9 protein-coding genes are annotated in these 12,748 nt (G+C 65.9%); 8 read left to right on the top strand and 1 reads right to left on the bottom strand.

The features are described from left to right. Positions 1-68 precede the first annotated feature (68 nt). The 4 genes from O3932_RS03550 to O3932_RS03535 all read left to right on the top strand — a co-directional run bounded on the left by O3932_RS03550 (position 69) and on the right by O3932_RS03535 (position 7,272). Positions 69-1,202, top strand: a complete 1,134-nt coding sequence (locus tag O3932_RS03550; protein ID WP_371536289.1) for a hypothetical protein — start codon at positions 69-71, stop codon at positions 1,200-1,202. A gap of 227 nt (positions 1,203-1,429) precedes the next feature. Next, positions 1,430-2,650 carry a hypothetical protein gene (locus tag O3932_RS03545; RefSeq protein WP_371536286.1) on the top strand — a complete coding sequence of 407 codons (1,221 nt, stop codon included), beginning with the start codon at positions 1,430-1,432 and terminating at the stop codon, positions 2,648-2,650. Between the two features lie 136 nt (positions 2,651-2,786). Beyond that, positions 2,787-3,431 carry a TetR/AcrR family transcriptional regulator gene (locus tag O3932_RS03540; protein WP_371536284.1) on the top strand — a complete coding sequence of 215 codons (645 nt, stop codon included), beginning with the start codon at positions 2,787-2,789 and terminating at the stop codon, positions 3,429-3,431. Positions 3,432-3,708: 277 nt separating this feature from the next. Beyond that, a complete protein-coding gene (locus tag O3932_RS03535; RefSeq protein ID WP_371536281.1) occupies positions 3,709-7,272 on the top strand; it encodes a proline dehydrogenase family protein in 3,564 nt (1,187 codons plus the stop codon). Between the two features lie 192 nt (positions 7,273-7,464). Here the strand turns inward: O3932_RS03535 and rpmB are convergent, their stop codons facing one another. After that, the gene (gene rpmB / locus O3932_RS03530; protein ID WP_003792657.1) at positions 7,465-7,656 is read right to left on the bottom strand and encodes a 50S ribosomal protein L28; all 192 of its coding nucleotides are present in this window, start codon (positions 7,654-7,656) and stop codon (positions 7,465-7,467) included. 204 nt (positions 7,657-7,860) lie between these two features. Here rpmB and O3932_RS03525 point away from each other — a divergent pair, with 204 nt between their 5' ends. The 4 genes from O3932_RS03525 to coaD are packed head-to-tail and all read left to right on the top strand — an operon-like array spanning position 7,861 to position 12,732. Then, entirely contained in the window at positions 7,861-9,471 is a 1,611-nt protein-coding gene (locus O3932_RS03525; RefSeq protein WP_371536278.1) for a hypothetical protein, read from the top strand. After that, on the top strand, positions 9,459-11,606 hold the full coding sequence (locus tag O3932_RS03520; RefSeq protein ID WP_371536276.1) for an ATP-dependent DNA helicase RecG: 2,148 nt from the start codon (positions 9,459-9,461) through the stop codon (positions 11,604-11,606). Before O3932_RS03525 ends, O3932_RS03520 begins: the two co-directional genes overlap by 13 nt. A gap of 23 nt (positions 11,607-11,629) precedes the next feature. After that, entirely contained in the window at positions 11,630-12,265 is a 636-nt protein-coding gene (gene rsmD / locus O3932_RS03515; RefSeq protein ID WP_371536273.1) for a 16S rRNA (guanine(966)-N(2))-methyltransferase RsmD, read from the top strand. After that, on the top strand, positions 12,262-12,732 hold the full coding sequence (gene coaD / locus O3932_RS03510) for a pantetheine-phosphate adenylyltransferase (protein WP_009647751.1): 471 nt from the start codon (positions 12,262-12,264) through the stop codon (positions 12,730-12,732). Before rsmD ends, coaD begins: the two co-directional genes overlap by 4 nt. Positions 12,733-12,748 lie beyond the last annotated feature (16 nt).

The following is a 12,748-nucleotide window of genomic DNA, read 5'->3' as shown; positions in this document are numbered from 1 at the left end:
GATTGCGGGGTGCGCAGTGCACGCCGCATTCCTGGCTGTGGTTTGTCAAACGTTGTGAGGAGTGCATGATGAGCACCGAGAAGAACAATGCAAGTGCGGCCCCGATACCGGCGCCGCCTGTGACCCCTGCGGTTCCGGGTCCGCCGACGCTCGCCGGTGCAGGCGTGGCGTCGTCCCCCTCTTCTGGTCGGGGCAAGAAGAAGATGACGCTGATTGGGATCCTGGTCGGTGTCCTCGTCGTGTTGGTGATTGCTGGCGTGGTGGCGATCAAGGTTGCGAATAGTTCTCGTACGCCTGAGGCCGAGGTGCGTAAGTACCTGGATCTGCTGGCTGCCGGTAAGGCGAGCGCGGCGACGGCGATGGTTGATCCTGGCGTGAATAATGATCAGCGCACCTTCCTGACCGACGACGTGATGGCCTCGGCGACCTCGCTGCTGGTCGTCGAAGAAGTAGCCGCCGACAAGAATGAGGACGCTGAGACCCGTCAGGTGTCGGCCACCCTGCAGGTCAACGGGGAGCGCTTTACCCACGCCTTCACCGTGACCAAGGAAAAGCCGACGATGGGTGTCCTGAATAACTGGACAGTGAAGGGGTCGCTCGCCGCGCCGGTGAGCGTCGACGCCAGCGGGTACACCCAGTTCACGGTCGGCGGCGTGAGCGCCGATGCACCGCACAAGCTTGTCTCTGGCAAGCCGGCCACCTACCTCTTCTACCCGGGCGTGTACACGTTCACGCCCGTCGCCCCGAGCGAATACGTGGATGTTAACCCTAAGACAGTTGCCGTCCTCGATGGCGTCCACGGTGGGACCACCTCCTATGCTGATGACGCCGACGTCTCCCTGATTGCGACCTACAGTGACGAGCTGAAGGAGGCGGCGCTCGAGTCCGCGAAGGAATTCCTGAACTCCTGCGCCTCCATCCCGGGGAACCAGAATTCTGACTGTCCGTTCGCCCTCCAAAGCGACGCGGTGACCGCGATCTCCGTCAAGACGATGCCCACATCGCTGGAGCCGCTGGAGATTGATCCGGGGGTCTTCCAAGGGCCAGTCACTTTCGCAGTGACGTACTCCGACAAGTACTACATGCCGGGAACGCGCGACGTTGATGCGAAGGTAGTGGTCAACGTCCAATTCAGCAACGACGGGCTGCTCAAGCTCACGTCGGACGGCAAGCCTGATTTCTTCGTTGGGGCATCCCTTTAAGGTCATTGCCTCCCTCCGACCCGTGATGTCGCCCGTCCGCGTAGCGGACGGGCGACATGCGTGTGTGCGCCGGAACCCGACCCCGGCCTCGTTCCAGGAATGTGAGCCGCGTGTAGCCTTGAGGTCCCACAATGCTTATGTGACAATTGTCAGGTTGTGTCCGTCGAACCCTGCACCACATCCCAGGCGCGGGACCGGGGCAGAGCGTCGCACAGTGAGGAGAAACAGTGGAACCGAACGCGCAGAACACGACCCAAGGGACGAGCGAGCCGCCTCCCATCCCCGAACAGACTGTCCCCGTGCCTCCCGTGCCCGCTGCGCCTCCCGTGCCCGCTGCGCCGCAGACGTACGTGACGCAGCAGGTTCCCGTCATGGCTCCGGTGCCTGGCGAGGTGCCGCCTGCCGCGCCGACGAGTGGGACCATCGCCTTCACTCCCATGTCCACGAAGAGCCGCCGCCGCGTCAAGCGGAGCGTAATCGCCGTCGTCGTCCTCGCAGTTGTCGCGGGAGTGGGCGCGCTCGCCGTCATGTTCGCGAACTGGACGCGCACACCGGAGGCAACAGTGCGACAGTACCTGGATTACTTGGCCGCCGGCAAGGCCAGCGCGGCGACAGCAATGGCAGACCCCGGCCTGGCTAACGACAAGCGCGCATTCCTCGCGGACGATGTCATGGCCTCGGCCGACGCGCGCATCGTCATCGAGGACATCGTCGCCGACACGAACGAAGACGCAAAGACGCGCACGGTCACCGCCACCATGCAGCTCGACGGGGAGCGTTTCACATACAACTTCACCGTCTCCTCCGCAAAGCCGACGTTCGGTGTGCTGAAAAACTGGAAGCTCGAAAACTCGATGGTCATGCCCGTACGCATTATGGGAGACAAAGTCTCGAAGTTTTCCATCGGCGAGGTAACGACGTCGGTGAACGCTGGCGAAATGAGCACCGGCACGGAGTTTGTGTTCTACCCGGGCATCTACACACTCACTCCCGTCGACGTGGGTGAGTATATCGACGCCGATCCGGTGACCGTGCGGGTTAAGCCGGAGACCGGCTCCGGTCGATCGGGGGATGCCGCCCAGCGCGTCCAGCTCAAGGGAGCCTACAACTCCAAGCTGTCGGACGCGGCCCTGAGCGCGGCCGTCGCCCTGACGAACTCGTGCGCCACCGTCCCCGGAAACATTGACCAGGCCTGCCCGAATGCTGTTCGCGCCACAAACCTGGCAGTCCTGCAAGTCAAGAAGACGCCTACCACCATGACGAAGTCGGGTGAGAAGGGCAGCTACACCGGGGAAGCAGTGTTCTCGATCCAGAGCACGAGCAGCTGGGACAAAGAACCTCATGACGTGAACTCGACAGTCACTGCAACCGTGACGCTCGACGAGAACGGGTTGATCAAACTCGACTCGTCGGGCCAGCCGGTGTTCAAGGTGACCTTCGGTTACTGATTGGAAAGCGGCGTGGGGCGCAAGCCTCGCGCCGCCCCGTCTCTTCATGGTTGTTCTCCAATGTGGTGGCAAGCCGCTGGAGGCACGCTATGATGGGTTGTTGGTAACTCTGTCACAGTGAGAGTGGAGCAGTCCCATGAGCAATGACGCGCAGGCAACGAGTACACGGCGGCCCGGTCGGCCTAAGGCTGGCAGTGAGGACAAGAAGGCGCGCATCCTTGCCGAGGCGTTGACGTTGTTCTCGACCCGCGGGTATGTGGGAACCTCCCTGGCGGACATCGCGCGGGCCTCGGATATTTCGAAGGCGGGGCTGCTGCACCACTATTCGTCGAAGGATCAGCTGCTGGCCGCCGTCCTGGATGAGCGTGATCGCCGCACGATGAGTCGGCTGCCCGGCGGCGACGCGGGGGCGGAAGTCGCGCTCGACGCGTGGGTGGAGATGGTTGCCCACAATCAGCGTCATCCTGACGGGGTGGCCCTGTATACGGCGATGTCGGCGGCGGTCATCGATGCTGATCATCAGGCTCATCCGTGGTTCCGTCAGCACCTGATGAGTGCGATCGCCTACCTGGTCGATGCCCTCGAGCGCGGAAAGGCGACAGGCGAGGTGCGTGCGGACGCGCCGAGTGAGCAGATCGCCCGTAAGCTGGTTGCCCTTTCTGATGGTCTTCAGGTTCAGTGGCTGTGTGCGCGTGTGGATGGGGGAGGAGACGTCGACATGCGCGGGGTGACGGCTGGCGTGGTTGCCGACGTGAAGGATCGCTGGCTTGTTCGGTCATGAACGAGACCGGGGTTGCCCTCCTGTGAAAAAGACACTCGTCTAGTGAAATGCGTCACGGGTGATGAGCCTCATTGACCATTTTGCAAGGATTGGGGCTTAGGTCCCTTGAGCGTGGTGGCTTGTAGTCATCATCTGGCGGTACGGGCGTGCCTCATGCGCGTTAGGATAGACAAACCAGCATGCTTTACAATGTCGGGAGTTTTGCCGAGCGTGCCTAGCGGTGACGCTGTACGCGACGCGGAGTATCCGACGCATTCTCACGCCTGGAGGTCTACGCATGACGAACACCGCTGTTCCCACCCCGCCCCGCCCTGATTCCACCGCTCGACGGTGCCCCGATGATCTGTGGATCCTGGGGGAGCGCGCAGTGACCCGAGCCCGCCGGTGGGCTGATGAGTCTGCTCACGAGCCCACGCCACGGTCGGCCAAGCTCCTGTCCCGCATTCTCGCGGATCCGGATGGTCTGACGTTCACGACCCGATTCGTCGACGACGTCGTGCGCCCCACGGACCTGGACGTGGCCAGCGCGGCCATGAAGCGTCTGTCGGCTGGCCGCAAGAACTTCCTGCCTCCGGCGCTGGCGGCGGCAATGGGGCTGGGATCAACGGCGTCGCGCCTGGCGCCGCGCACCGTGACGGCCACGGCGCGTCGAGTGTTCCGTGAGATCGTCGGTGACCTCGTCGTCGATGCAACGGACAAGGGACTCGGCCCGGCGCTCGCTCGCCTGCGTAAGGGTGGGAACCGCCTGAACGTCAACCTCCTTGGCGAAGCGGTTCTCGGTGAGAAGGAGGCATCCCACCGTCTGGCCGAGGTTTCGCGCCTCGTGACGCGCGAGGACGTCGACTACGTCTCCATCAAGGTCTCTGCAGTGACTGGCCCGCACAATCCTTGGGGCTTCCAGGAGGTCGTTGACCATGGCGTGAGTGCACTCCTGCCTCTGTACCGCCTGGCCCGCGATCACGGGACCTTCCTGAACCTCGACATGGAAGACTACAAGGACCTCGACCCGACGATTGCGGTGTTCACCGCCATCCTCGACCAGCCGGACATGCGCGGCTACGAGGCCGGCATCGTTCTTCAGGCCTACCTGCCCGACTCCCTCGGTGCCCTTCAGCGCCTCCAGAAGTGGGCGCGCACGCGCGTGGACGCTGGCGGTTCGCGCATCAAGGTCCGCATCGTCAAGGGCGCGAACCTGTCCATGGAGCGGGTGGATGCCGAAATCCACGGGTGGGAGCTCACCACGTGGCCTTCCAAGCAGGCTACCGACACCAACTACAAGCGCATGCTGAACTGGGCCATGACGCCCGAGCGTACCCGAGCGATCCGGCTGGGCGTGGCCGGTCAGAACATCTTCGACATCGCTTTCGCTTACGAGCTGCGCGCAGCACGCGGCGTCGAGGACAGCGTCGAGTTCGAGATGCTCTCCGGCATGGCGACGGGCATCCAGGAAGTCGTGCGTCGCGATGTTGGTTCGCTGCTCCTGTACGTCCCGGTCGTCAACCCCCGCGAGTTCGACGTCGCCATCTCCTACCTGGTGCGTCGCCTCGAAGAGAATGCTGCACCCGAGAACTTCATGTCCGGTGTCTTCGATATCGCCACAAACGAGGACGTGTTCGCCCGTGAGCGTGACCGTTTCCTCGCCGCCCTGTCCGACGTCGATCCCGACGCTGCGGTGCCCGTACCCAACCGCGGTCAGGACCGCCTGGCTGAGCGTGCGGCCGGGGTGCCCGCCGAGCAGGGGAGCGTCGCTGAGCGCGCGCGTCGTCCCTTCGCCTCCGAGGCCGACTCCGACCCTGCGCTGGCAGCCAACCGCCAGTGGGCCCGTGAAATCGCTGCGGCTATCCCGGCGTCGACGCGCGGCGTCGAGGCGGTTCGTGCCGGTGCGCAGGCCCTGGCTACGAACGAGGCAGTGGATGCGCTGATCGAGGCGAGTGCCAAGGCAGCCCACGCCTGGCAGGCTCTTGCCCCCGAGGAGCGTGCAGCTGTGCTGCACCGCGTGGGTGATGTCCTGGCTGCGCGGCGTGGCGAGCTGATCGAGGTCGCTGGATCCGAGGCCGGTAAGACCATCGATCAGGCTGATCCTGAGGTCAGCGAGGCCATCGACTTCTGCCACCATTACGCTGCAGCCTCCCTGGAGCTGGCCGACGAGGCACACATGGCGGGCGCGCGATTCGTCCCCGTGGATGTCACCGTCGTCGCCTCCCCGTGGAACTTCCCCGTCGCCATCCCGGTCGGTGGCGTCGCCGCAGCCCTTGCGGCGGGTAGCGCGGTCATCCTTAAGCCTGCCCCGCCTGCCAAGCGCTGCGCGGCCGAGCTGGTCGCCGCCTTCCATGAGGCCGGGGTACCCAAGGATCTGGTGGCGCTGGCCCCACTCGAGGACGGGGATGTCTCCCGGTACCTCGTGACCCATGAGGGCGTCGGTCGCGTTGTGCTGACGGGTTCCTACGACACGGCTCGCCTGTTCCGCTCGTGGAAGCCCGACATGCACCTGCTGGGCGAGACGAGCGGTAAGAATGCCATCATCGTCACGCCCTCGGCCGATCCGGATCTGGCCGTGCGCGACATCGTCCACTCGGCGTTCGCGCACGCTGGACAGAAGTGCTCGGCATCCTCCCTGGTGATCCTCGTCGGCTCGGCCGGTAAGTCCGCGCGCATTGCGCGCCAGCTGGTGGACGCAACCGCGTCGCTGCGCGTGGGGCTGCCGGCATCGCTGGATTCCCAGGTCGGTCCCGTCGTGGTTCCCGACGATGAGAAGGCTGTGCGCGGCCTGACGACACTGGGCGAGGGGGAGCACTGGGTGCTTAAGCCCCGTTACCTGGGCGATGGGCTGTGGACTCCGGGTATTCGCGCGGGCGTCGTGCCCGGTAGTGAATTCCACCTGACCGAGTACTTCGCGCCCGTCCTTGGCGTTATGCGCGTCGATACGCTCGAGGAGGCCATCGAGGCGGTTAACGACGTCGACTACGGTCTGACGTCGGGCCTGCACACCCTCGATACCGAGGAACTCGCGACGTGGTTGGAGGGCATTGAGGCCGGCAATCTCTACGTCAACCGTGGCATCACGGGTGCCATTGTGCGTCGTCAGCCCTTCGGTGGGTGGAAGCGCTCGGCTATCGGCTCGACCACGAAGGCCGGTGGCCCCTCCTACCTGCTGGGGCTGGGAGAGGTCGAACCCGTGCGTGACACCAGCGCGTCGGGCCGTGCCGTGTCTGCGGTGCCGGTTGACCCGCGTGTCCTCGCGCTGTGCAACGCGGCTGCTCCTCACATGGACGGTGCCGACGCGGCCGAGCTAAATCGCGCGGTCGCCGCCGACGCCGCTGCCTGGGCCAGCGACTACGGTGCCAACCGGGACGTTACCGGCATGGCGTGCGAGCGCAATATCCTGCGCTACCGCCCCACGCCGGTCCTTGTACGCGCCGGGAGCGGAACCGCCCTGGCGGATACCGTTCGCGTCCTCGCAGCGGGCATCCTTGCGGGCGGTCCCATCGGCCTGTCCGTCGCCGACCAGCTGCCGGGCGCGGTGCTGGAACTGGCGGAGGCTGCGGGTATCGAGGTGACGATTGAGGATGCGCGCTCGTGGGATGCTCGCCTGGCGATGGTTGCGACTTCGGGTGGTCTGGGGATGCGTGTGCGCGTCCTCGGACCGCGTGAAGAGTCCTCGGCGCAGCGGTGGGCTCACGCGACCCGCGCGAGCTGGGGCAGCCCCGACGTTGCCCTGTACACGGGTGCTGTCACGGCATGGCCGCACTCGGAGCTGCTGCCCTTCCTGCGTGAGCAGGCAGTCTCGATCACGAACCACCGCTTCGGAACGCCGCTCGACCTGGCTGCGAACCTCCTCTGATCGGTGCGTGCCCCGCGGCATTGACCCATCCGATGGGTCGATACCGCGGGGCACTGCTATCCTTCGGCCGATGCTAGGGGCGCTGGCAACGCGTGGGGGAGCGGTGCCCAAGAAATAGGTAGGCAACAAAGAACGCCCGCGACTCATCGTCGCGGGCGTTTGTCCATGCCCACGTGGGGCAGGTAGAATCCGTCAGATTGCGCGAGCAACCTTGTCGGACTTCAGGCACTTGGTGCACACGTTCAGGCGCTTGGGCGTCCCGTTGACCAGGGCGCGAACGCGCTGGATATTCGGATTCCACCGGCGGTTGGTGCGAACGTGCGAGTGCGACACGCTCTTGCCGAAGCCGGGTCCCTTACCGCACACGTCACAAACGGCAGCCACGATGTTCTCCTCGGTATGTCTTCCAGTTCAGTCTTTGGCTCCCCGCGGTCGCGGGGAAACGCATCCTTCGGTGCTTGAACCGAAGGCAACCATGACAGAATAGCGGATGATGTGCGCTGTCAACAACTCGCACGAGCTTTTGGTCGTGTCAGGTCGCACACAGCGTGCGCGGTGGGGACAATTGAGAGTCGTGAAAGGGGAGCCATGGAACTGAATGCATCGGTGATCATTGCGGCATGTCGGGCGGGGGCCGAGGAAGCTGCCAGGCTCGCGCCCTTCCTTGACGACCTGGACGGGTGGGATGGCGCGGACTGCGACACCGGCACAAATGCGGCGGCGACGATGGCTGCGCTGGCGGCGGCCATGGACTCCCTGGAGCCGCGCGCACACCCGCGCGTCGCGCTTGAGGTGGGTGTCGAGACTCTGATCCGTCGAGGCGTCGGGCACAGCAGCGTCGCGCTCGCAGCCCTGTTCGAGGCCTGGGTCGGCGCTCTGGGTGATGATCGGGAGGTGACGCCCGTCGCGATGCGTCGCATGCTGGCCTCCTCGCTGGTTCCCTCCTCCTCCTTTATTCAGTGGTCCGATGCCCTGGTGGAGATGCTGGGTGGCGCGGTACGGGAACTCGCGGAGCTGGGGCCGACGCTCCCCGACGTGGAAGACGTCTTTTCCCGTTTCTCCACCCAAGCCCAGATCGGCCTGGTCGATGCCACGAATGAGCTGACGGGACGCATTGACCCGGGCGGCGCGTTTATCGCCCTGGTCTTGGCCTGCATTGATGCATCCATGAGGGATGATGCGGGCATTCTGCAGTCTTTTACGGCGATGCTCGCCGACCTGGCGCGTCGCCATTCGCGTGCGCCTGAACCCGCCTCCCCGCCGCCGGGGCGCGATTTCACGGTGGATATCATCCTGGAGGGCACGCAGGAGGACCTGCGCTGCCTCCTTGGACGCCTGGCTGGCCTGGGTGCACGCCTGTCCTACGTGGGGCGCGTCGACCTGTTCGGCATGGGGGAGTGGCGCCTGCACGTGGATACCTCCGCGCCGCTGGCGGCGCACCCAACGTCGGGGCAGGTTGTGCGCTTCCAAGTCAGCGACGCGCGGCCCGACGATCAGATCGGCATCGACGAACTGGCGGACGAAGGCCTGACGCACCGTGGGGTGCGTCTGCTCCAGCGTCGTCCGATGCGTCGGGTCGAGCGTGCCCGCGTCATCGCCTGCACGCGCGCTCCCGGCCTCGTCGAAGACCTGGCGCGCGCTGGCGCGGTCGTCTTCCTGGAACCGAGTGCGGTTGATGCGGCGGGGATCGTGTCGGCCGCGGTCTCACGCACGGGCGTGACACTCGTGGCCCCCTGCGATGATGCCAGCGCCGCCCTGGTAGGTACTGTGGCCTCGCTCTTGCCCTCAGTGGTACCGGGTGTGCCTGCGATCCTGCGGGCGGATAGCCGCGACGACCTGGGAGTGCTGGCCGTGGCTCGCGCCTGTGCACCGTTGTTCGTGCCCCAGCCGGGTGGGGTGGAGTCAGCACCGACCCTCGCCCGGATCCTGCGCGACAGTGCGCATGAAGCACTGATGACGAGCGCTAGCGCGCCCCTGCCTCGTGACGGGGATCCCGCTGGCATCGCCGAGGCCTTGGCGGAGGTCACGCAAGAGCGACCGTGCGTGTGGCGCCTCTTGATTTCGCGGGAGGACGACGGTCCCTACACGTTGGCGACCGTGCGTCAGCTGCTTGCGACGCGTGTCCCCGGTATCTTGATCGACCTGGAGACATGGGATGGTGGGCAGGCGGGGCCGAGCCTGGTGGGGTGCACCCTGTGAGTGCACTGGATGTCCCGCTGTCGCTACGACTGCCCAAGAAAATCGCAAAGGCCCTTCACAACGCTGACATCGTCACGGTCGGCGACCTGCTCATGGTCGCGCCGCGTCGCTACTACCACTGGGGTAGGCTCACCCCCCTGTCCTCCCTGCGTGAGGGCGAGGATGTGACGATCCTCGCTGAAGTCGCCGGAGCGCACCTGGTCGCCAACAGAAGCGGCTCAGGAGTACGCCTGGAGGTGAGCCTCACCGACGGCGTCCAGTATCTGTCGGCGACGTTTTTCGCGAAGAGTCAATTCAAGCTAGCCCCCATCGAGCGCCTCCTTGTACCGGGCCAGTCTTTCCTCTTCGCGGGCAAGGTCGGTGCCTACCGCGGCAAGCTCCAGCTCACACACCCGTCTTTTGAGGGCGTTGACGGGGAAGACATCGAGCGCATCGCATCCCGTCCCATCCCGATCTATCCCGTGACCGGCACACTGACCTCATGGGCGATTGCTCGTGCTGTCGGCATGGTGCTCGACCACCTCGACGATTCCGACGTGTCCGACACGGTGCCCGCCGCGATCCGCGAGCGCCAGCGCATCGGCACCTACGCTCAGTGCCTGCGCCGGCTGCATCAACCGGAGTCGGACGAGGACTACCAGCAGGCACGCCGAGCGCTGGCGTTTACAGAGGCCTTTGTTCTTCAGGTGGGACTGGCCGCCCAGCGTCGGGGTGCGCGCTCGATCCCGGCCCTGGCCTCGCCCGCTGACGTGCCGCTTGTTGACCGTTTTATCCAAGGCCTGCCCTTCACGCTGACGGATGCTCAGCGGGGTGCGGTCGACCAGATCGGGGCGGACCTGGCGGACGAGGTCCCGATGCAACGTCTCTTGCAAGGAGACGTGGGTTCCGGCAAGACGGTGGTCGCACTCATCGCCTTCTTGCAGGTCGTCGCCGCAGGCCACCAGGGGGCCTTCGTCGCACCCACCGAGGTGCTCGCCGAGCAGCACACCGCATCCCTGCGGGCTTTGCTCGCGCCCCTCGGCGACGACGCGCCCGACGTGCGCCTGCTCACCGGGTCGACAACCCCCGCCGCGCGCCGAGAAATCGCCCAGGCCATGGCCTCGTCTGCGCCCCTCATTGTCGTGGGCACGCACGCGCTCTTCCAGGAATCCGTGCGCTTTGCTGACCTTGCCCTAGTTGTCGTTGACGAGCAGCACCGTTTCGGTGTCGAGCAGCGCGCCGTCCTGCGAGGAGCACGCGAGGACGGACGCGGCGTCCACGAGCTGGTCATGACGGCCACGCCCATCCCGCGCACGATCGCGATGACCGTTTTCGGGGACCTCGACGAGACCCGCATGGGGGGCATGCCTGCTGGGCGCGCCCCCGTGGCCACCTATCTCGCGGATGCGGCCAACGCCGCCTGGGTGGAGCGCACCTGGGCGCGCGCTGCCGAAGAAATCGCCCAGGGGCGGCGCGTCTACGTCGTATGCCCGCGCATCGACGCCTCCGATGAGGTCGCCGATGCCGAGGAGGAAGGAACGCGGCCGCTAGCATCGGTTGAGCAGGTCGCCGCCTACCTGCGTTCCCACCCCGCGCTTGCGGGCGTTGCCATTCATGAGCTGACGGGGCGCACCCCTTCCGCGCTCAAGGCGCAGATCATGGAGGACTTTTCCGCCGGTCGTGCCCCGCTCCTGGTGGCCACGACCGTCATCGAGGTCGGGGTGGATGTGTCCGAGGCGACCCTCATGGTGATCCTCGATGCCCAGCAATTTGGCTTGGCTCAGCTGCATCAGCTGCGCGGGCGCGTCGGGCGTTCCTCCCTGCCCTCCCTGTGCATTGCGATGCACCGTCACGAGCTGACGGATGCGGGCAGGGCGCGCCTTCAGGCGTTCGCAGGCACGACTGACGGCTTTGAGCTGGCCGAGGCCGACCTGCGCCTGCGCAAGGAAGGCGATGTACTCGGGGCCGGGCAGTCGGGGACTGCGACACACCTTCGATTCTTGTCGGTGCGCCGCGACGAGGCCCTCATCCGAGCCGCGAAGGACGAGGCCGAGGCTCTGCTGGCCGAGGATCCGACGCTGCGCTCTCACCCCAACCTGGCGCGCGCCCTGCGTCAGGCGTCCGATGGTCAGCTCGAATGGATGCAACGCTCCTAGGTACAGGCCGGTAGGGTAGAGGCATGACCAGAATCGTCGCAGGTAGCGCCAAAGGCAGGACCCTCGCCGTACCCAAGTCGGGCACGCGCCCCACGTCCGAACGAGTGCGCGAGGCTCTCTTTTCGCGCCTGGATCACATGAACGTCCTGGAAGGGGCGGTCGTGCTCGACCTCTACGCCGGCACCGGGGCCCTCGGCCTTGAAGCGCTCTCCCGTGGTGCCGCGACCGCGACGCTCGTTGAGAAAGCATCCGGAGCCGCCCGCGTCGCCACGTCCAACGTGCGTTCGACCGGTCTGAATGCCCGCGTCGTGACCGCTGACGCTCGCGCCTACCTGGCCGCGCGCAGCGGCCAGGTCCTGAGTGGCGAGGTCGACCTGGTGTTCATCGATCCGCCCTACGATATCGCCGAGGTCGACATGACCGCCGTCCTGGAGGGCCTCGCCCCGTGGATTGGACCCGACGCTCTCGTCGTCGTCGAACGCTCCACGCGCGCGCCCGCCCCCACCTGGCCGACATTCCTGATCCTCGAAGACGCGCGCGCCTGGGGAGAGACGGTCGCCTACTTCGCGGGTCCGCCCCTACCCGAGGCGAAACTCGAGGATACTGACGAATCCGACGGCACCCCGGCCTCGTCGATGAACGACGGGAACGCCCAGTGATCGCTCTTTTCCCCGGCTCCTTCGACCCCTTCACCCTCGGTCACCTCGACGTGGCCGAGCGCGCCGCCGCTGTCGCTGATCGCCTCATTATTGGAGTGGGAATCAACCCCGCCAAACGTGGACTCATCGCGCCCGAGGACCGCGTCGACCTAGTCCGGGAGGCGACCGCGTACCTGCCGGGCGTGGAGGTCACCCTTCTCGCAGGTGCCACCATGGACGAAGCCTCCCGCCTGGGTGCAACCCTCATCGTCAAGGGCGTTCGCGGCTCGCAGGACGCGGATTTTGAAGCGCCGCAGGCCGCCCTCAACCTTGAAGTCGGAGGCATTGACACGTGGTGGATTCCCACGCGGCCCGGGCTCGGGCATGTGTCGTCGAGCGCCGTGCGCGAACTTCTCAGCCTCGAAAAAGATGTGTCACGGTATGTCCCACCAGCGATTGTGCGCTATTTGACGGACAATAGACAGTGAAGTATGCCCGGTGGAA

Source organism: Pauljensenia sp. 20925_1_25, from assembly GCF_041433955.1.
GTDB lineage: Bacteria > Actinomycetota > Actinomycetes > Actinomycetales > Actinomycetaceae > Pauljensenia.
The sequence above is the reverse complement of the archived record's forward strand: the minus strand, read 5'-3'. Positions and strand labels throughout refer to the sequence as shown.